The organism is Streptomyces sp. NPDC023573, assembly GCF_055559735.1.
In genome coordinates this window covers 72797-92656 of sequence record NZ_JBVHKB010000008.1, presented here as the reverse complement: position 1 = coordinate 92656, position 19860 = coordinate 72797, and the positions used below count along the sequence as shown (strand labels likewise).

Sequence of the window (19860 nt, the reverse complement as noted above, 5' to 3'; positions counted from 1 at the left end):
ACGGCGGATTCTATGGCCCCATGCCCTACGGTTCGGCGCGAACGCCCCGAGTTGATCGCGGAAGGTCAGGGCAGGCGGGTCAACTCGCGCAGCTGTCCGACCAGCGCGTGGACGTCGCGTTCAGCGGGTGGAGCGGCGGATGCCTCCTGCGGGGTGGTGCGACAGGGGCGGCAGAGGCCGTCGGGGAGGGCCTCGGGTGGGCCGGGGCGCCCGCATTCGGTGCACTCGGCGAGGACGCGGCGCTTCGGGGAGACGGTCGTGGCAGGTGCCGGACTGCTCGCCGTGAGCGGCGGAAGCTTGTCGGTGAGGCGGCGGCGTACGAGACCGACGGGGGAGTCGACCTGGGCCGGGAGACCGGCGGTGAGGGCCTGGATGAGGTATTCGGTGTCCACACCGCGGGCGAACCAGCTGGCGGCCAGCGGCTCCAGGCCGCGGCAGTCCGCTGCGGAGAGTGCCAGGCGTGTGTCCAGACGGCCGAGTTGGGCCAGGGCGAGGTAGGCGGGGGAGGTGACGGTCGCAGGTGCCTCGGCGGTGCGCTGCACGAGTACGGCGGGGGATGCGGGCGCGGGAGCAGGCGGAGCCGGGGGCGTGGTGGCGAGCGGCGCGGTCGGGGTGGTGTCGCTGGGCGGCGGAGGAGCGGGTGTCGCCTCCGGGGCGGAGCTGCTCTCCGCGGCCAGGAACGCGCCCCACCACTCGTTGTCGCGGGCTGTACGGGACCAGTAGGTCCGGGAGACCCAGCGGACCTGGTCCCCCTCGCCGGCCAGGCAGCGTACGCGCCGCAGATGCCCTGCCACTCCGAGGGCCTTCAGCGCGCTGGAAACGGCCATCTGACCGTACAGCGGGAGGCTCTTGGCCAGCGACTTGATGTCCATGGCCGCGCCGTCGGGGAGCCGGTCGACGTATCCGGCGATGTATCGCTCGCGCTCCGGCATCAGCGCGAAGTCATCGGTACGGGGCGGGCGTTGCCCTGGTGCGGTTCGCTTGCCGTAGCCGGGGCGGGCTTTGGCGTACGGGCGCGAGGATGCGGGTGCGCGAAGGGCAGGGCTAAGGTGCTCGGTAGCCACGAGATCGTCCGTTCGATCTTGGGGTGAGACCCCGGCCTGGTGTTTGCGCACCTCGTCGGGGTCGATTCGTTGGGGGCACCGTAAGCAGCCGTGACGGTAAGCCGCAAGCTGATCACCGTTAGTCATACCGGCTGGCCGTGACGGGGTAGGGAGGGTGGGGAGGTTTTCCCAAAGCCCTTCTTTTACCCACCGGGTGAACAACATCGCTCGGATCTCGACGCTCGTATCCCGGCCCTCGAATCCCAAAGCTCAAGCGTCGGGCCCGCACCCGTGATCGCGTCCCTCCAACGAGTGAACGAGCCCATCCCGGCGCTCGAAGCTCGGCTCTCGGGCGCCGAGCGTCGGGCCACTCCTTCGATGGAACGCGGGCGGAATGAGGTGCGTGCGGGCGGGCGGGTCGTTACGGTGCCCGAGTGGGACGAGCCGGAGCGGGCGCTGCCTTCCGGGGCCGGTGCCGTCGGTGTGGCAGAACCTCGAAGAGCCCTCCCCCAGAGGCTGGTTGTACGTGATGGGCCGAGGCGTGTACGTACGTGGGACAGGCGGGTGGCGATGACGCAGGGCGAGGCGGCCATGGGCGCGGGGGCGGTGGCCTCGTCGGGGGCGCAGCCGGAGGGCAAGCCGGAGAACGGGGTGGCGGTCGCGTTCGGGCGGCAGTTGAAGCTGCTGCGGGTGCGGGCGGGGCTCACACGGGAGGAGTTCGGGAAGCGGGTGGGGTACGCGGCTCAGTCGGTGGCCTCGTTCGAGCAGGGGCGGCGCATCCCGCAGCCGGATTTCGTGGACAAGGCGGACCGGTTGCTGGACGCCGGTGGACTGCTCGTGGCGTTGAAGGAGGAGCTGGCCCGGTCGCAGTATCCGGCGTTCTTCCGGGATATGGCGGGGCTGGAGGCAAGAGCGGTGGCCCTCTGTGTGTACGGCCTCTACGCAGTGCCGGGCTTGTTGCAAACGGCAGACTATGCGCGCGCGGGATTCCAGCAGGAACGCCCGCTGCTTGACGACGAGGTCATTGAGCAGGGGGTCACTGCTCGGCTGGCCAGGCAGGAGATCTACGACCGACGTCCTGCGCCGCTTCTGAGCTTCATCGTGGATGAGGCCGTACTCCGCAGGCCGATCGGTGGTCGTTCAACGCTACTTGGCCAGTTGGAACGCATGCTGCGCGTTGCTGAGAAGCGCAACGTTGAAGTGCAGGTGATGCCCCTGGACCGAGAGGATCATGCAGCACTCGGAGGGCCGTTCACGTTGATCGACACCGAACAGGGGCAGCGCATTGCCTATGCCGAAGTGCAAGGTGACAGCCGTCTCTACACAGGCCGTGCAGCGGTCCGCGAGCTTGAAGCCCGCTATGGCATCATCCGGTCACAGGCTCTCACTCCTCGTGAGTCCTCGAAGTTCATCGAGAAACTTCTGGGAGAGAAATGACCGTTCACCCCACCAGGCTATCGACCCTCGATTTGGCGTGGTTCAAGAGCAGTTACAGCACCGGGAACGGTGGCGAGTGTGTGGAAGTTGCTTGGCGTAAAAGCAGCTACAGCGGAGCTGAAGGCGGCCAATGCGTCGAGTTCGCCGCCGTAGCCACGCACGTGCACATCCGGGACTCGAAGCAGGCCAGCGGCCCCGTGCTGACGGTCGGCCCCGGAGCCTGGGCCGGGTTCCTCGGGCTCGTCGTCGACTGAGCAACGTACGAGGGAGGGCCCCACCGCACGCCGAACCGGCGTGCGGTGGGGCCCTCCCTCGTACGTACTGGACCTACTCGTCCACGTTCTCCTCGCGGCGGATCATCCGCCACGCGGCCCGGCGTGCGCTGCGGTCCAGGTTGGACCGGAAGCTCTTGTCGGGGCCGAAGTACTGGCGCCCTATGCCGGCGGTTGCCTCGATGTGGTCGGCCATGTTGTCGGCGAAGGCCCGGTCGAAGACCTTGCCGAAGTTGGCCTCGTCGTTGACGACCGCCGCAGCCCGGACCTTGGGGTCTTCCGTGGTCTTGTTGAACGGCTTGCGGACGTCTTCTTCGGTGAAGTCCGTGCCGAACTTGGCGTTGAATGCATCGATCAGCTCCGACAGGAGAGACTTCTCCGCCTCCGCCGCGCCGCCCGTGCCGTCACCGAAGCCGGGGAGCTGGGCGGAACCCTCGGACGACAGGGAGACGTCGTACTCGCCCGTCTTCTCCACCCGCAGGTGACTGAGGTCGATCTCGCCTATGTCCACGCCACCGTCCGCACGGCGGGGGAGCCGGTTGAGGAGGTAGCGGCCGTAGAGGTGGAGCCGCTCCAACTCGTGGTCGCGGTACGGGACGATCTGGGCGAGGAAGCCGTACTTGCGCACGTAGTCGTTCAGGTCCGCGCGGAAGCCCTCCGCGGTCTCCACGTCGTCGTCCTCATCGCTCTCCATGAGGGGCGTGAAGCGGGCGACGGCGGGGGAGAGGAGCCGGTAGAGCTCGGCGTGCAGCTTCTCCCACTTCGCCTGGGACCCGGCCGCCTTCTCCTTCGCCTCGAAGTACGCCGCGGCGAACTCGTCCATCTCCGACTCCGAGATGATCGGCGCCGACATCACCCGGCTCTGCGCGGTGTAGAGCAGGTTCGGGTCGGACGGGAGAGTGTTGGCCTCCTCGAAGTACGGGCGGAACGCGTCCCGGATGTCCTCGGCGTCGTTCACGAAGTCCAGGACCGCGAGGTCTGCCTGCGTCTTGCGGTCGGCGGTGCGGTTGAGTCGGGAGAGTGTCTGGACTGCGGAGATGCCAGTCAGCGTCTTGTTGACGTACATGGTCGTCAGGAGCGGCTGGTCGAAGCCCGTCTGGTACTTCTCCGCCACCACCAGGATCTTGTACTCCTGCTGGCCCCGGCCGCCCGCGCCGACCGCCTTGTCGTCGGCGCGCGTGTACGCGAACGCCTTCGGCAACGCGCTCTCCGGGATGCCGCCGTTTTCCTTCGACTCGGTCGTCTCCTCGTCCTCGCTGATCTTCAGGGCACCCGAGAACGCCACCAGGACACCGAGGTCCGGATACTTGGTGTCGTACTCCCGGTCCGCGATGTAGCTCTTGATCGCCCGCGCCGTCTCCATGGCGGACTGCCGCGAGGACGTGACCACCATCGACTTGGCCCGCCCACCGAGTCGGCCGCGGGAGTGCGCCAGGAAGTGCTCGACGATCACCTGGGCGTGCTGGGAGACGGTGTACTCGTGGGTGAGCGCGAACCGGGCGAGCAGGCCGTTGGCCTTGGAGGGGTCCACCTCGCGCTCGTCGGGGTTCTCGTTCACCAGCTTCCAGTACGTGTTGTACGTGACGTAGTTCCGCAGCGGATCGAGGATGAAGCCTTCCTCGATGGCCTGGCGCATGGAGTACGTGTGGAAGGGGCGGTAAGCCGCCTTGCCGTCCACGGTGTCTTCCGTGCCGAAGAGTTCGAGGGTTTTCGCCTTCGGGGTGGCTGTGAAGGCGAAGTAGGAGAGGTTCGCGGCCCGTGAGCGCTCCGCGGCCTTCTTCTTCAGCTTCTCGTAGACGGTGAGGGCGCTCGCGCCCTGCTCCTCCGAGTCGGCGTCCAGACCGAGGTCACGCAGTGCCGCCTTGACGGCAGTGGAGGCGTCACCGGACTGGGAGGAGTGTGCTTCGTCGATGACGATGGCGAACTTCGTGCCGCTGATCTCCGTCGGGTTGCGCTCGATGTAGTCGATGAGCGCGGGGAACGAGTGGAGAGTGACCGTCACGATCTTGCCGGTGTCCCGGGAGAGCGCACGGGCGAGCTGTTCGCTCTTCGAGCCGTGCCTCTCGTCCACCTTCACGACCAGGCCCTCGGTCTGCGAGAAGCTGCCGACCGTCTCCCGGAGTTGGGCGTCGAGGTTGCGGCGGTCCGTGATGACGATGACCTTGTCGAAGACCGGTGTGCCGGGCTTGATCCGGCCGGCGGACAGCGCATCCGAGTCGAGGGTGCGGGGGTCGGTGTCCGCGTGGAGGTCGCTCAGGCGGTGGGCGAGCCAGCCGATGGTGTTCGACTTGCCGGAGCCGGCGGAGGCCATGACGAGGTAGTTCTGGCCCACGCCGAAGGTCGCGGCGTGGGTGGTGAGCTTCTTGACCACGTCCCACTGGTGGAAGCGCGGGAAGATCGTCGACTTGGTGGTCCCGCCACCGGGGGTCTTGGTCTTCTGCTGGTGCACGTACCGCTGGAGCAGGTCCAGCCAGTTGTCTCGCGCCCAGACCTGCTCCCACAGGTAGGAGGTGGCGTACGTGCCGTACGCGGTCGGGGCCGGGTTTCCGGCGCCACCGGGCAGGCCGGCGCCGTTGGAGCCGGTGTTGAAGGGGAGGAAGCGGGTGTTCTTGCCCCGGAGCTGGGTGGCGACGAAGACGAGGTCCGGGTCGACCGCGAAGTTGGCGATGACGCGGCGGGTGAAGATCAGCTCGGTGGGATCGCGGTCGGTGCGGTACTGCTCCTTGGCGTGCTCGACGCCCTGCCGGGTGAGCGGGTTCTTCAACTCGGCGGTGGCGACGGGGATGCCGTTCAGGAACAGGGTCAGGTCGAGCTTGTTGCCCCAGTCGGCCTGCTTGGTGGCGTAGGCGAGTTCGCGTACGACGGTGAGGCGGTTGGCGCGGTAGCCGTCGAGGACGGAGTCGTCGGCGACGAGGTTCGGCTTGAAGTAGGCCACGCGGAGGCGGACGCCCCGGTCCTTGACGCCGTTGCGGAGGACGTTGAGGAGGCCGTCGTCGCTGATGGCCTTGTCCAGGCGCTGGGCGAAGCCGCGCCGGGCGGCGTTGACGTCGTTGCCGTAGACGGCGACGAGTTCAGCCCACTCGCGGGGCTGGCTCGCGTCGAGGAAGCCGAACAGCTCGTTGGTGTCCAGGCCGAGGTCGGCCTGGTAGTCCTCGGGGCGTGCCTCGCGCCAGCCGCGCTCGGCCATCGCCGCGACGATGGCGTCGCCGAAGGCGGACTCGTTGTGTATGGGGCTCACGATGTCGGGACTCCGTCCGTTACGTTGCGGCCGCTGGCGGTGGAGACGTCGAACTGACCGGTTACGGCGGCGGTGATGAGGGCCTGGCGGCGCTCGGCGATCGCGGAAATTTGACGTCGCAAAGCGTCCTGAAGGCAGCTGATTTTAGCTCGCTCGAAAGAGATAAATTCAACAATCTCATGTTGTTGGTTGATCGGTGGAACCGGGAGGATGATGCGATTCATTTCCTCCTGGGTGATCTTTTCGCGAGTGGCGCCGCTCATGCATAGTTCGCGATCAAAAACATTAAGGATCTCAGATAGGAGCTGACCGTTGATGCCGGTTGGTCTCAACACATGGGTGTGATTGTTTACCCAAATCTTCCCATCAACGAAGAATGAAACTTCGAGTTCCGGGTTTCCTAGTTGCGCCCCATCCTCACCTAGTAGGACGAGCGGCTCGTCGAATAGGTAATCATCGATGTAGTCGACGATTCGGCTCGCTCCATAGTAGGGGTACGGACCTTGGCGGGAAGATCGTTCCTCTGCGCTTAGGGGAACTCTCTTTCCGTCGAGGCATTGCGTAAGATGGCGGAGTGGCACGAGTTCCCAGTCGATGGGCCGCTGCGGCAACCAACCCAGGCCTGTGTCCCGTGTGACGGCACCTCTCAGTCCCCGCGTAAGGATGTCTCGCACCAGGCTGAATCGCCTGGCTCGCAATAGTGCCAGCTGCTTTTTCCGGAGCATGGTTAGCTGATCGATGGGTGCGGTCTCCGCGTCGAGAAAATTTGCGATGTGGCGCTGTTCGGTGAGGGGTGGCAATGGAACTCGAACGGCGGCTACTTGTGTTTCGCTGACCGACGGGACTGGCCCCGGGTTGGTAATTCGCCCCATGTCGAGCAATGTCATCAAGTAACGCCAAAATCGGACGTCTCCTGAATAGGGCTCAAACCCTCGAACGTTATCATCCACGATGCAGGGGCGGGCGGTGATGCGGCGGTGGTTTAGAAGTAGAGCGGCCCCTACCCGCGGGTAAAGAACACAGCCCTGCGGCAGTACATGGGCCCCGAGGTGGCGGGCGGCGTCGGTACTGACCCAGTTTTTAGCGTTAGAAATAAATCCGTCCCTGTCGGCCAAAGGGAAATCGGATACTTTAATAAAAGGGAACTTCCCGATTTCATTTCCCTGGAATTCGTGAGGGAACGTCGTTCCCGTGTGGAATCGTCCGACTCGGCCAAGAGTTGTCACTGGCCACTTGTGGTTTAGCTGCCCCAGCCAATCGATCTCCGGGGCTGGATTGCGAGAGGGAGTGTTCACTTAGTTACCTCGCGCAGCAGTGCCTGGATATCGGCCTCGAGTTCCTTCAGGTCCGCATCGATCTCTGCCAACGGCCTCGGCGGCTGGTACACGTAAAAGTAGCGCGTAAACGGAATCTCGTACCCCACCTTCGTCTTCGTGAGGTCGATCCATGCGTCCGGCACGTGCGGATGCACCTCCCGCTTCAGGTACTCCTCGACATCCTCACCCAGCGGCACGTTCTCGTAGCCCCGCAGCTCGCCGTCGGGCTCCTTCTCCCCGCCCTTGAGGAACTGCTCCTCACCCTCCGGGTCCCGGACCCCAGCCGTGTCCCGCAGTGCCTTCGTGAACGGGGCGCCGGTCAGGCCCTGCACGCCGGCCTCCGCCATGGCGTTTCGAACCGCGACTTGCGCTTCAGACTTGGTGGCCCACTCGCTGCCCAGCAGCTGGCTCAGCGCGTCCCCGAGCACCTGCGCCTCGGCGTCAGCCAGCCTCTGGAACTGTGCCTGCTCCTCGGCCGTCAGCTTCCGGCGGGCCTTCGCCTTCGCTGCCAGCTCCGGCTCACGCGGTAGGAAGCGCTCCTCCGCCCACTTCTGCACTGGCTTTGATGCCAGCAGCGCCGCCAGCGTCTCCTCCGACAGCTCGAACCGCAGCTTCAACGGCTGCTCCACCGTGATCCGCTGGTAGCCGAAGGCCGTGTTGTCGAACACCTTCACCTTGGCGTGCATCGGGTGCTCCGGGTTTGCCGCGGCTGTCACGGCCTCCCCGTACAGGCGGGTGATGTCGCCGATGTGGTTCGGCTTGCCGCCCGTTCCGTCGCCCAACTCCTTGCGCTTGTCGCCCAGCGACTTCCGCATCTTCATCCACTGGTCGCGCGCGTCGAGCAGCACAACCTTGCCCCTGTGCTGGGCGTCCTTGCGGTTCGTCAGGATCCAGAAGTACGTGGAGATTCCTGTGTTGTAGAAGAGCTGGTCCGGCAAGGCGACGATCGCCTCAAGCCAGTCGTTCTCCAGGATCCAGCGGCGGATCTCCGACTCACCCGAGCCAGCCGCTCCCGAGAACAGCGGCGAGCCGTTGAAGACGATCGCGACGCGCGAGCCGCCCCCGCCGTTCACGTCCACTGGCTTCATCTTCGAGATCATGTGCTGGAGGAAGAGGAGCGAGCCGTCATTGATGCGGGGCAGGCCCGCGCCGAAGCGGCCGGAGTCGCCGAGGCTGTTGTGCTCGAACTCGACGGCCTCCTTCACCTTCTTCCACTCCACACCGAACGGCGGGTTGGCCAGCAGGTAGTCGAACTTCTCCCGCGCGTGGCCGTCGTCCGAGAAGGAGTTACCGAAGGCGATGTTCTCCGGGTCCTGCTCCTTGATCATCAGGTCGGACCGGCAGATCGCCCAGGACTCCGGGTTGAGCTCCTGGCCGTAGACCTCCACTGTGGCGTCTTCGTTGTACGCCTTGATGTGGTCCTCGGCCGCGCTGAGCATGCCGCCCGTGCCGCAGGCCGGGTCCATCACCGTACGCACGACACCAGGGATGCTCAGCGCGTCGCCGTCCGGGGCGATCAGCAGGTTGACCATCAGCTTGATGACTTCTCGGGGGGTGAAGTGCTCACCCGCGGTCTCGTTGGACTGCTCGGAGAAGCGCCGGATCAGCTCCTCGAAGATGTAGCCCATGTTGTGGTTGGGCACGACCTCCGGGCGCAGGTCCAGGTCCGTGAACTTGCCGATGACCTGGTAGAGCAGGTTCGCACCGTCCAGCTTGCGGACCTGCTGGGCGAACTCGTACTTCTCCATGACCTCACGCGCGTTGGGGGAGAAACCCCCGATGTACACCTGGAGGTTCGTCGCCGCGTTACTCGCGTCGCCGGCGATCTTCCGCAGGGTCAGACTGCTCGTGTTGTAGAACGAGTGGCCCGACGCCCGGCGAAGGAAGTGGTCCGTGTCGATCTCCTGGCCCTCGAAGCGGGCGGCCGTCTCCGCGACCTTCTCCCGGGTGGGCTCCAGGACGCATTCGAGGCGGCGCAGCACCAGGAACGGAAGGATGACCTTTCCGTAGTCGGACTGCCTGTAATCGCCGCGCAAAAGGTCGGCGACGGACCAGGCGTGGTTCGCCAGCTCCGTGTGCTTGCTGCTGTTCAAGGGATTCCCCGGTTTCCTTTCGGACCCCCCGCTCAACCGGTCTACCGGAGCGGGTCCTGACAAGTGTGGTGGTTACGTGAAGGCTGTACTGCCGTTTCAGGCCGACTCGGTGGGGCCGGCGCCCCTCTCGTCCGCCGCCGGAGCCGACGGAACCAGCCCGCCCCCCGTCAGCCCGCCGACCAGCAGCCGTGCCGTCTCCTCGGCCAGCTCCGTGGCGCGCGCCGCCTCCGCGCGTAGCGCGTGCACGCGGCGGAACGCGTCGCCGTAGCGCCTCTGCTCCTCCAGCGGAAGCAGCGGCACACGCAGCCGCCCCGGGCTGACGTGCAGGACCGTGCTGCCGGTCGATGCTCCCGCGATGTTCTCCTCCGCGCCCAGGAAGCCCGCCAGGAACCACGGGTCGAGGCGCGCGGGGTCGGGCCGGAACAGGTGGACCTGCGGGCCGAGCAGGGCTCCGGCGTCCGCGCCGTCCGCTACCCGGGCCATGGCGCCACTCCCGCCCGCGACCGCACGTACGAGCACGTCGCCCGCAGCGATCACCGGCGCCGCGTCCGCCCGCGCGCTTCCCGGATCGCCCGAAGGGGCCGTGCCGCGCGCGATGTCCATGCCGGTGAGGACCGCCGTCGCCGGCGCCTCACCGGCTGAGCCCCGGGCGTCCGGCGCCGTACGCATCAGCGTGAGCGCGCCACCCCGGGCCAGGTCCGACGCCGTCGCCGTGCGCCACTCGCGCGGGGCCGGGCCGGCCGGGCTCCAGTCGGTGTAACCGGCGGCCTTGCCCAGGGACTTGGCGCCGACGACGAGCCGTCGGCGTACCTCGTCCGCTTCCCGGGCCAGCTCCGCCGGGGCGATGTCCGTGCGCGAGGCGCGTACGTGGCGGGCGGGGGAGAGGTCCACGACGTCGTCCAGGAGGTCGACCACGGGGACCGCGCGGGCGGTGCCCGGCTCATCGGCGTACGTGTCCGGGTCCTTCGCGAAGGCCGACCACTGGGAGAGGGCCGTCTCCGTAAGAGCCGTCCAGTTCAGCGGGGTGCGGCTTCCGCGCGTACCGGAGGCCGTGCCGCCGGTACGGGTGTCCGCGTCGGCCGCCGCCTCGGACGTGTCGACGAACAGCACCGACGTATGAGCGGGGCCGGCCGGTTCAGGACGTCGCAGCACCCAGATCTGGAGCCCCACATGGAACGGCGCCGCCGCGCCCGGAGGCAACGCCACCACCGCGCGCAGCGCCCCGCTGCGCACCAGCTCCATGCGGACGCGGCGGCCCGAGGCGCGGGAGGCGGTGGCCGGGGGCAGGAGCAGGACGGCGTGGCCGCCGGGTACCAGGTGGGACAGCGCGTGCTGGACCCAGGCGAGCTCGGACTCTGCGCGCGGCGGTACGCCGTACGCCCAGCGGGCGTCGTAGGCCAGCTCGTCGTGGCCCCAGTCACGGTCGCCGTACGGCGGGTTGCACAGGACGGCGTCCACGGTCACCCCGCCGAACGCGTCCGAGCGGAGGCTGTCGCCCGTGCGGATCGCGGTGTCCGCGTCCGGGGCGGCCAGCAGCAGGCTCACCGCGCTGCGCTGCGCCTGCACGGGGACGCTGTCCTGGCCGTACAGCGCCGTCGCGCCCCGCCGGGCGGCGACGGAGAGCAGGGAGCCGCTGCCGCACGCCGGGTCCATGACCCGTGCGTGGGGGCCGGGCACCAGTCGGGCGACGAGGTCGGCGAGCTGCGCCGGGGTGCGGTAGGTGCCGCTCGCCGCGCTGTCCTCCAGCTCCCGCTCCGCAAGGACGGCGAGCGCCGCCTCGCCGCTCGTGTCGTCCTGTACGCAGCGCAGCAGCGCCCGCAGGACATCGACGTCAGGCGCCGCGAAGTGGACGGCCTCCGCCCCGGGGACCAGCTCCGCGAGGTCGGCCACCGCGCTGTCGGCGCGGGCGACGAGCTCGGTGTCGGACAGGCCGGCCAGCGCGGTGCGCTCCTCGGGGGTGCGCCGGGCCGTGGCCAGGACCAGGGGGAGCAGGGTGGCGGTCAGTCCGCCGCCCGCGGGGTGCAGGCGCAACGTGGTGCGCAGCTCCTCCGCGGGATCGGCCGTCGAAGCGTGTCCTCGGGCGCCGAGCCACTTCCGCACGTCCACCAGGTCGTACAGCGGGCTGGAGTCGGTGCCCCCGGAGGGCGCCGGAAAGTCGTCGTGCCGACGGCGCCAATTGCTGACGGTGGCGCGCGTGACCCCGGCGATGCGCGAGATCTCGGCGGCGGTCACCTGGGCGGGTGGCTGGGGCATGGCGGGAGTCCTGGGCCTCTCGGTAGCTGACAGCTCACAACCTACACCGTCGGTCAAACGCGTCAAGCTGTTTGACAATGCTTTCACGATGATGCTTCTCTGGTGTTGCTTCCAAGTGAAGCGGCTCGGCCCTGAGGGGGGCCGAGCAGGCAACTCGTCGATCCCGTGGGGGGAATCGCCATGCGCATCACCATGCCGACCGCTGTCGTCGAAGGCACCCAGCTCACCGTCATGCCCTTCCGGGCGGACGCTGTGATCGGGACCATGTCCGTCCCGACACTCGTCCAGCTCGTGCCCTCGCCCCGCCGTGAGGAGGACACGAAGACACTCAAGGCCGCCTCCGGCGCCGTACGCCGCCACGCCGAGCTGCGCTCGCTGGTGCAGCGGGCGCTGAAGTCCACACAGAAGGGGAAGAACGTCGGCTCGTACGCCGAGTACATCGCCGACGGCGTCAAGGGAGAGCTGGGCGCCGGCTGGTCCACGCCGCCGATCACCTTCTGGCACGCCGGACCGCTCGCCGCACTCAGCGACGAACTGCTGCCCGGTACCGGACTGCGGACCCTGACCATCACGCCCGGCACCGCGGTCGTCGCCATCGACGGCGAGACCCAGACGACCGCCTGGCACGAGCTCTACGACGACCCGGAGCACTTCGGGCTCACCTACACCGAACTCGCGGCGATCCGTGTGCCCTTCGAGCTGTACGTGGACCTGACCGTGGCGGACGCACGACAGATCTTCTACGACCGCAACGTCCAGGGCGTGGCCGTCGCGAAGAACCTGGCCATGTCCATGGACCAGCGGGACTTCGCCACCCGCCTCGCCCACCGAGTCGCCGAGGCCGTCAAGGTGGATGTGGACGGCAAGCTCGTACCGTTCACCAAACTCGTCAACGCCAGCAAGCGTCAGGTCGGCAAGTCCGATCCCGAGGTCATCACCCTCTCCGCCCTGCGGGCACTGGTCATCACGGCGGTCTACGGCCGCAACGGGCTCTCCCGGTCCGCGGAGACCGTCCAGGAGGACGAGCTCCCCGCCGGTACCGACACCGCTCAGGTCGAGGGATGCGTCGTCCCGCTGCTCGCCCGGCTCATCTCCGAGCACAGCGCCCACTTCGTCTCGCGCAGCGCCCTCACCGCGCCCGCCGTGCTGGCCGGGCTCGGGATCGCTGTGCATCACACGACGCCGTGGGCCGACCCTGCGAACGCGCTGAGCGCCGAAGCGCTTCAGCGGCTCCTCGCCGAGATCCGGTGGGAGCGCGAAGCGCGTTACTGGGACGGCGTGGCGGCCAAGGCCGGCGCGACCGGGCGCCTCAACTTCAGCGGCGGCGTGAAGGACTCCGGCGGCCGTGTGGCCGACGCGATGCTTTACCCGGGCACGGAGGCGGGACGGCGCATCCGGGGGCAGTGACCGCCCCTCACCGAGACGCACCGGTGCCAGACCCACCGCCGCCTGACCTGCCCACGCCCCATCGCGACGCCCAAGGAGCCCACACCATGCATTCCGACAGCCCGCAGCAGCCCGGCACGCCCCGCCCCACCGGCATTCCCTCCTTCGGCGCGGACCCGGCTCGGTCCGCCCCGCCGCCGCACGGCCCGTACCCGGGCGGGTTCACGCCCCTGCCCGCCCCGCCCGCGAAGCCGTCGCAGGGCAAGAAGTGGCTCACCCACGGAGCCGTCGGTCTCGTCGCCCTGTTTCTCGGAGTCGGGATCGGCGTCTCGGACGACGAGGCCCAGGCCACGGACTCCGCGGGGCCCGGACCGAAGGTGACCGTCACCAAGACGGTCACCAAGGAGGTGGAGGTTCCCGGTCCCACGGTGACCGTGACCAAGACCGCCACGGTCACGGCCCCGCCGCCCAAGCCGCCGAAGCCGAAGGGGCCGCCCACAACCGTCGAGGGAGACGGCGAGTACCTGGTGGGTGAGGACATGAAGGCGGGGACCTACAAGACCGCAGGGCCCGAGGGGAGTTTCGGGTGCTACTGGGAGCGGGCGAGCAACGCCAGCGGCGAGTTCGACGCGATCATCGCCAACGGCAACCTGGACGGCAGCGGCCGGGTCACGGTCAACAAGGGCGAGGTCTTCAAGTCCACCCGTTGTCAGGAGTGGAAGCGTGTCGGCTGAGCGGCCCATCCCGGCTGAGGTGGACGGGTGGGAGACGCCCGTCCATGACCGGCATCAGGCGGAGTTCAGCACAAGGGACGATGTGCTGAACTTCCAGGCCATGGTGGTGCAGGCGCGGCATGTCACCTCGTGTTCGTACGAGACCACTCTCTACGACCACCAGCAGGCGTTCCGTCTGCTGTGGCGGCACCTGGAGCGGACCGGCTACCTGCGCCGTGTCCGGCACGGGGCAGACAATCGCCTTCGTTCGGACGACCTGACCGCGCGGGAACGGGCCGACCTCGACCTGCTCCTCACCATCTACGACGGCGTACACCCCAGCTGAAATGGGTCTGTTGACGACGTGTCGGACGAGCCGTGCGGTATCCCGACCGAGACGGAAAGGACACACCCGCGCCGTACGCAGAACCTCGTCCGGACGCCGTACGACATCCCCCGGCTGATCGAGACATAGGTGAAATGAGCAGGTCAGGACTTTTGTCAGTGCTTACCGTTACGCTGCTCGGGTGTATGACATGACCGACCCTGTGGCGGCTCATCAGGCTGCCGTCGAGGCTGAACTGCGGCGGCTGGCCGAGCAGGAACAGCGGCAGCAATCGCGGGACGCCCGCTCAAGCCACCGGCCCAACGGCTTCGTGCTCCGCAAGTGGCGATGGCTCGGAGTCAACGGTGCGGACGCCGTCATCGCCGTGCGGGACGCCCTCGCGGAAATGCTCCGGTCGCCGGATGTCCGCGAGCACCTCCAGGACGGGTACGAACAGCACATACGCCAAGCGCTGGACGGGACCCCGGACGCCGATGGTCTGCTCCCTGCAGTCAGTGCCGCCCTGCGCAGGTGCGCGCCTGGCGATGTCTTGAACCACCTCCGTACCTTCCACGCGGCTGAGGTCGAGTGGTTCACGCCCGGAGGCATGGCGCGACAGGACATCCTCTGCTCGACCGCGCCCAGCCTGCTGCTGTCCCAGGCCAGGCGGCGACCCACAGGCGGTCCCGCCTACACGCTGTTCACCTCCGTGGCCATGGGGGGAGCGGTGCCCATGCCGAGCAGTCTGCTTCCCGAGGTGCTGAGCTGGGCACCCCGGTCCGTGGTCGACGACCTCATGGACCGGGGTGCCATCACCGCGGAGGACATGCCGTGGAAGCATCGCCCGGAAAATGAACGCCTGTATCTGCGCGCGAGGCTGACGCCCCGGAAGCTGACCCGCGACGAGGCCCAGTCCCTCGGGTGGACCGCCTTCGTCCGACGGGAGGCGTTCGTCGCCGGCGAAGAGCTGGAGAGGGCTGAAGCGCAGCCGGACGTGTACGACCTGCTCACAGAAGTCGCCGACGGTGATCTGAGCAGGATGCACGAACTCGATGCCGTGCTCCCGGTGGAGCAGCGCACACAACTTCGCAACCTCAAGGCCGGTTCCTATGTGGGGAGCTGGCCGCCCTCGTTCCTGGAAGATCGCGGACTCTGGGCGCTGATGAACGCCCTGTGGGACCCCCAGGACGTTGTCAATCCCCGGCTCAGTGACTTCCACGCCTGGGTGGCCATTCGGCGGACGTACGACCTTGTGCTGGAAGGACGAATCGAAGAGGCCGGTAAGCAGGCCGAGGCGTTCGATCGGGCGGCGAAGAGTGCAGGCACGCCCTCCTCCGGGGTCCAGGACGTTCTCGCCGAGGCGCTCAATTTCACCGCGTACGCCGCTCTCGCGGCCGACGACCTCAAGACGGCCGAGGAACTCCTCGCACGCGCCGAGCCGATGGATCCGCTCGTCACGCACAACCTGAGGCTGGTGCGCGCATGGCGGGAGACACCGAAGAACGACCGGGGCCCGTTGACGAATCCGTATCTCGATCTCTGCCTTCCGCACGGTTGCACGGAGTGGGAGGCGCGGTATCGCGACCTTGTCCGCGACGCCCAGGACGACGTCACCGAATACGCACGGCTGAACCGGATACGGGGACGCATCCAGGAAGCGGGCCTGCACGGGGCGGAGGACGACGTCTTCTTCCGGCTTCCCCTCGACATGACGAGGTACGAAACACCGCGCGACGTCCCGCGGTCCATCGTGCCTCCGCTCGTGCCTCTGCAGCGTCGAACAGCGCCCACCGGTGGTGTGGAGATCGAAGCCGTCCGGGCGAGGGCCGCAGTCGAACTGCTCGATGATTTCCGCCTCACGGTCCCGCACCTCGACCGTCACCGCCGATAGCAGACGCACCATCGCGCAGCGCCCGAATCCGCCTCCGTAGACCAGGAAAGCCACCTGACCGTGAACGTCACCCGGAACCAGACCACCATCAAGAAGAAGAACACGAAGAAGCAGAACAAGCCGGACAGGCGACAACGCGGGTCCCATAAAGTCTGCCGACACTGCGGTCAGGTGCGGACGAACGCCACTGCCAAGCGCCCCAAAGCTACCGGCCTGGGCATACGCCGAGCCGCGGAGGGCGCATGGTCGGGCACCACTGAGCCTCTCGATGCCGCTCAGCTGATCAAGGGAATTGCTGCCGCCATACCGGCCGTGCTGGCCGAGCTGGGGCCTGACGCGAGTCCCGCAACAGCGAACAGCGCGCTCACCGGTGCGGTGCGCACCGCAGTCCTCACGGAGTTCCGCACCCGGGCACAGTTCGTGGGGCGACTGTGCGAGATCGACGCGCTGCTCCAGGCGCAGCCAGTGCCACCGACGGTGCGGGACTCGATGACCGAGCACCTGCGCCATCTGCGGCTGAGCCGTATCACCGACAGCACACAGGTGGACCTGTTCGTGGTCACGGAGGGGACGGGCGAGCACTTCGAGGTGCTCCGGCCGGCATACATCGACGAGGCCACCGGCAAACTCGCACTCTCCGGCCAGGTGCGCCGGATGGAACGCCCTGTGACAGAGCTGGACGGCACGACGAACGGGGGCGCTCGATGAGCGCGACAGGCATCGACTTCGGCACCACCAACTCCGTCGCGGCCCAGTGGAACGGCGAGTACGTGGAGGTACTGGAGCTGGGCAGTTTTGGACTCGACGCGGACTGGCGGCGCCCCGGTTTCGAAAAGCTCTTCCCCTCGGTCGTGGGAACGAGCTCCACGCGTCCCGGCACGCTCTTCGGATGGGAGGCGAAGTTGCGCTCGGAGAGCGCTGTCGACGCGTGCAAGCGCATGCTGCGTGACGAACAACTCGTGACGATCGGCAACCGGCGCTTCGCCGCCACGACCGCCGCCGCCGGTGTCTTCCGGTCCATGTCCAGGGCCGCGGAGGAGGAGGCGGCTACCGACATCAGCAGCGCAGTCGTCACCGTACCCGCCAACGCCACCGGCGCCGCGCGGTACCGAACCCGTGAGGCCGCCAGGTTCGCGGGCATTACCGTACAGGCGCTGCTGAACGAGCCGACGGCTGCCGCCATCTCCTACGCACACGCTCTGAAGAAAGATGGCTCGTACCTCGTCTTCGACTGGGGCGGGGGCACGATGGACGCGACTCTGCTGCTCCACCGCGACGGATTCTTCGACGAGAAGGCCTCCCGGGGGGTCAACAAGCTGGGCGGCCTCGAAATCGACGCCCGGCTGCGCCGCATGGTCCTCGACAGGGAGCCGCAGCGGCAGGCTTGGTCGCCTGCCGACGAGCGCTTCTTCATGCTGGAGATCGAGCGTTCCAAGATCGAGTTGTCGCAGGAGGACAGCGTTCTTGTGCGCACACCCGACGGGAAGAGCGTGCAGATCACGCAGCAGGAGTTCTCGACGGAGATCCAGGACCTCATCAACCGCGCCCTGGACCCGGTGGAGGCGTGCCTGGACGACCTTCGCATGGACTCCGGCGAGCTGACCGCCGTACTCATGATCGGTGGCAGCAGCCAGATCCCGGCCGTGCGCGCGGCAGTTGCCGAAGCCCTGGACATCGTGCCCGTGGGCGCGGACCTTTGTGACCCGATGACCGCGGTCGCCAAGGGAGCCGCGATCGCGTCCGCCGCCCTCAACCGTGAGCTGGACAGCATTGTGCAGGTGGTCAACTCCCACGCTCTTGGCACGGTGACGACACAGCCCGGCGGCCTGCGCACCTTCAGCACAGTCATCCCCCGGAACCAGACCCTTCCGCAGATCCGGCAGAGGACGTACACCCCCACGAAGGACAACCTCGCCTCGCTCGAGGTCGAGGTGTGGGAAGGGGACCCGGACAAGGCTGTAGATCATCCGGACAACGTATGTCTCACCGTTCTGACCCTGAACTACAAGAAGCGCTGCTCGGCCGAGAACGGCACCTTCGAACTGCACTACACCTATACCCAGGACGGCCTGCTGGAGGTCAAGGCCACCCTGGTCAAGACAGGGGAGATCGTTCTGGACGAGCTGGTGTCGAACTTCGGCACCGCCGGTGCGTCACCGGAGGTGGAGAAGGAACTCAACGAGCTCCTTACCCTGCGCACGACGCCCAAGAGTGCGGCCCCTCGTCCCACTCACCCTCCGCGTCCGGGACCCGTGACGAAGCCGCAGCCCGCGTTCGTGGCTCCACAGACAGGAAAGGAGTCGTCCGGACAGGCCGATACACGGCCCCTGGTCGTGGACGGATCGAACCTTGCCTGGGTCTCCAGCCCCAGTCGGGCCGCCGGAGGCAAGCCCAGTTTCGCGAGGCTCGAAGCCGGAGTGGCAGCCCTGCTCAGTCGGTACCCGGAGCGAGACATGCACGTGGTGGTCGACGCGACACTCCGTCACGACGTAGAGGAATCCGAGCGAGAGGCCGTTGAGGCGGCCATCGACGCCGGGAAGGTGGTGCAACCGCCTGCCGGTACGGAAGGCCGTGGCGACGGGCTCGTCGTCGACATCGCCGATGCCGTCGGGGGAGTCATCGTCTCCAACGACAACTTCGCACCGTTGCAGGAGACCAATCCGTGGCTGCGGACGTCCGGGCGCATGCTGGGGGCGACCGTCTCCCAAGGAGTGTGGGTCTTCAGCCAGCGGATTCCGCCCGCGGCTTCGCGCGGCCGTCCTCGGCGCTGAGCCGAGCACACCCGGTCGTTGTGAGGAGAAGGACAGAGGCGAGGGCCATTCCGGACGGGATTCTGTCCTTGACCTCACAACGACAGGGTGCGACGGCGGGCGTGGTCTGGGGGGCGTCCCGCTTGGTTCGACTTACAGCCGCCACTCCTCGGCCAGCAGCCCCAGCAGTTCGACCTGCCGCTTCTCCAAGTGTTCCGGCGTCCAGGCGCCCTGCCCCAGTACCTGCGTGGTCAGAGGGAACGTGACGACGCCCCGCCTGAGGTACCGCTCCTTCTTCTCCGCGAAGTCGAGGTTCTGGACCTGGGAGTTCTTCGTGCGGCTGAGCAGCACCAGGTTGGCGAGCCTGTGCGTCCACTCCTTGCGCTGGTCCACGGTGAAGTCCGCGCGCCACTGTGACTGGGGTCCCGGGTTCTGAGGGAGCACGTGCTCGACGGTGATGCGCGGGGCGTCGTACGTGGCCACGATGTCGTCCTCGGCCACCAACTCATCCAGCCGGAGCAGGATGAAGCGGCGCGTCCTCAGCTCGTAGTACACATCGCCGTCGAGACGGGCCAGAGTCTCGGTCCGCTCGGCCTCCGTGAGCTGGAAGGCAGGGGCCTCCAGGCCGAGGCCGGCGTTGAGCTCGGTCAGCAGCTCGGCGAAACGGAGCACTCGCGGAGTGGTGTAGATGCGCCGGACGAACATGCTGGCCGCGAGGCGTTCCAGCAACCGGAAGAACGAACCCAGCCATACGGGATCGTCCCCGTGGGACCGAAGCGCCCACAGCGCGGCCGGCCACCAGTCGTTGTTGTCGAGCTGCAGCAGCCGGCGGAACCACGCATTGACCTGTGGCGATCCGTCTCCGGCCGCGTACGTCTTGTCGCGAATCATCGCGGACGCGTCGGCGTAGGGGACGAGTACCTCGTCGACGAATTCCTTGGCCCGTCCTCCCTTGTAGTCGACGAGGACCTGCGTCTGGAACTCCTTGAGCAGCTCCTGCCGTGCTCGCTCGCCGGAGAAGATCATGCGGATGTGCATGAAGAGGTCGGAGAATTCCTCGCGGCCGAGGCTTTCCTCTGCATCCTCCCACCGCCTGGCGTAGGTCTCCGAGACCTGTTCGTCGATCTCGCCGATGATCTGCGC

At 67.7% G+C, this 19860-nt stretch carries 14 protein-coding genes; 8 read left to right on the top strand and 6 right to left on the bottom strand.

The features are described from left to right. Positions 1 to 65: 65 nt before the first annotated feature. Positions 66 to 1064, bottom strand: a complete 999-nt coding sequence (locus ACZ32T_RS25010; protein WP_467369128.1) for a MarR family transcriptional regulator — start codon at positions 1062 to 1064, stop codon at positions 66 to 68. Positions 1065 to 1613: 549 nt separating this feature from the next. On the opposite strand from ACZ32T_RS25010, the gene ACZ32T_RS25005 reads away from it, so the two are divergent. Together ACZ32T_RS25005 and ACZ32T_RS25000 are read left to right on the top strand one after the other, a co-directional pair. Continuing rightward, complete coding sequence (locus ACZ32T_RS25005; RefSeq protein ID WP_467369126.1) at positions 1614 to 2480, top strand: helix-turn-helix domain-containing protein; 867 nt, start codon at positions 1614 to 1616, stop codon at positions 2478 to 2480. Further along, on the top strand, positions 2477 to 2734 hold the full coding sequence (locus tag ACZ32T_RS25000; protein WP_467369124.1) for a DUF397 domain-containing protein: 258 nt from the start codon (positions 2477 to 2479) through the stop codon (positions 2732 to 2734). The genes ACZ32T_RS25005 and ACZ32T_RS25000 overlap by 4 nt, the downstream gene beginning before the upstream one ends. A 73-nt stretch (positions 2735 to 2807) precedes the next feature. On the opposite strand, the gene ACZ32T_RS24995 is transcribed toward ACZ32T_RS25000, so the two are convergent. From ACZ32T_RS24995 to ACZ32T_RS24980, 4 genes are all read right to left on the bottom strand, one after another. Beyond that, positions 2808 to 5990: a type I restriction endonuclease subunit R gene (locus ACZ32T_RS24995; RefSeq protein ID WP_467369122.1), complete on the bottom strand. Its 3183-nt coding sequence runs from the start codon at positions 5988 to 5990 to the stop codon at positions 2808 to 2810. Continuing rightward, on the bottom strand, positions 5987 to 7216 hold the full coding sequence (locus ACZ32T_RS24990) for a restriction endonuclease subunit S (protein ID WP_467369365.1): 1230 nt from the start codon (positions 7214 to 7216) through the stop codon (positions 5987 to 5989). The genes ACZ32T_RS24995 and ACZ32T_RS24990 overlap by 4 nt, the downstream gene beginning before the upstream one ends. A gap of 65 nt (positions 7217 to 7281) precedes the next feature. Next, the gene (locus tag ACZ32T_RS24985; protein ID WP_467369120.1) at positions 7282 to 9399 is read right to left on the bottom strand and encodes a type I restriction-modification system subunit M; all 2118 of its coding nucleotides are present in this window, start codon (positions 9397 to 9399) and stop codon (positions 7282 to 7284) included. Between the two features lie 96 nt (positions 9400 to 9495). Further along, a complete protein-coding gene (locus ACZ32T_RS24980) occupies positions 9496 to 11652 on the bottom strand; it encodes an N-6 DNA methylase (protein ID WP_467369117.1) in 2157 nt (718 codons plus the stop codon). Between the two features lie 180 nt (positions 11653 to 11832). On the opposite strand from ACZ32T_RS24980, the gene ACZ32T_RS24975 reads away from it, so the two are divergent. The 6 genes from ACZ32T_RS24975 (at position 11833) to ACZ32T_RS24950 (ending at position 18738) form a co-directional block, all read left to right on the top strand. Beyond that, positions 11833 to 13059 (top strand): DNA sulfur modification protein DndB, encoded by a 1227-nt coding sequence (locus ACZ32T_RS24975; protein ID WP_467369115.1) that lies wholly within the window; start codon positions 11833 to 11835, stop codon positions 13057 to 13059. An 86-nt stretch (positions 13060 to 13145) separates the two neighbouring features. Further along, positions 13146 to 13772, top strand: coding sequence for a hypothetical protein (locus tag ACZ32T_RS24970; protein WP_467369111.1), 627 nt, complete (start codon positions 13146 to 13148; stop codon positions 13770 to 13772). Continuing rightward, entirely contained in the window at positions 13762 to 14097 is a 336-nt protein-coding gene (locus ACZ32T_RS24965; RefSeq protein WP_467369109.1) for a hypothetical protein, read from the top strand. The genes ACZ32T_RS24970 and ACZ32T_RS24965 overlap by 11 nt, the downstream gene beginning before the upstream one ends. 190 nt (positions 14098 to 14287) lie before the next feature. Then, positions 14288 to 15967, top strand: coding sequence for a hypothetical protein (locus ACZ32T_RS24960; RefSeq protein WP_467369107.1), 1680 nt, complete (start codon positions 14288 to 14290; stop codon positions 15965 to 15967). A gap of 60 nt (positions 15968 to 16027) precedes the next feature. Further along, complete coding sequence (locus ACZ32T_RS24955) at positions 16028 to 16675, top strand: hypothetical protein (protein ID WP_467369105.1); 648 nt, start codon at positions 16028 to 16030, stop codon at positions 16673 to 16675. Continuing rightward, positions 16672 to 18738 (top strand): Hsp70 family protein, encoded by a 2067-nt coding sequence (locus tag ACZ32T_RS24950; protein ID WP_467369102.1) that lies wholly within the window; start codon positions 16672 to 16674, stop codon positions 18736 to 18738. The genes ACZ32T_RS24955 and ACZ32T_RS24950 overlap by 4 nt, the downstream gene beginning before the upstream one ends. A 132-nt stretch (positions 18739 to 18870) precedes the next feature. Here ACZ32T_RS24950 and ACZ32T_RS24945 read toward each other — a convergent pair whose 3' ends face one another. Further along, positions 18871 to 19422 (bottom strand): HNH endonuclease family protein, encoded by a 552-nt coding sequence (locus tag ACZ32T_RS24945; RefSeq protein WP_467369363.1) that lies wholly within the window; start codon positions 19420 to 19422, stop codon positions 18871 to 18873. Positions 19423 to 19860 lie beyond the last annotated feature (438 nt).

Bases quoted from the DNA above. Each gene is read 5' to 3' on its own strand.
- ACZ32T_RS24970 (WP_467369111.1), top strand. From the start codon at position 13,146: ATGCATTCCGACAGCCCGCAGCAGCCCGGCACGCCCCGCCCCACCGGC.
- ACZ32T_RS24980 (WP_467369117.1), bottom strand. From the start codon at position 11,652: ATGCCCCAGCCACCCGCCCAGGTGACCGCCGCCGAGATCTCGCGCATC.
- ACZ32T_RS24950 (WP_467369102.1), top strand. From the start codon at position 16,672: ATGAGCGCGACAGGCATCGACTTCGGCACCACCAACTCCGTCGCGGCC.
- ACZ32T_RS25000 (WP_467369124.1), top strand. From the start codon at position 2,477: ATGACCGTTCACCCCACCAGGCTATCGACCCTCGATTTGGCGTGGTTC.
- ACZ32T_RS24945 (WP_467369363.1), bottom strand. From the start codon at position 19,422: ATGTTCGTCCGGCGCATCTACACCACTCCGCGAGTGCTCCGTTTCGCC.
- ACZ32T_RS25005 (WP_467369126.1), top strand. From the start codon at position 1,614: ATGACGCAGGGCGAGGCGGCCATGGGCGCGGGGGCGGTGGCCTCGTCG.
- ACZ32T_RS24960 (WP_467369107.1), top strand. From the start codon at position 14,288: ATGACCGACCCTGTGGCGGCTCATCAGGCTGCCGTCGAGGCTGAACTG.
- ACZ32T_RS24975 (WP_467369115.1), top strand. From the start codon at position 11,833: ATGCGCATCACCATGCCGACCGCTGTCGTCGAAGGCACCCAGCTCACC.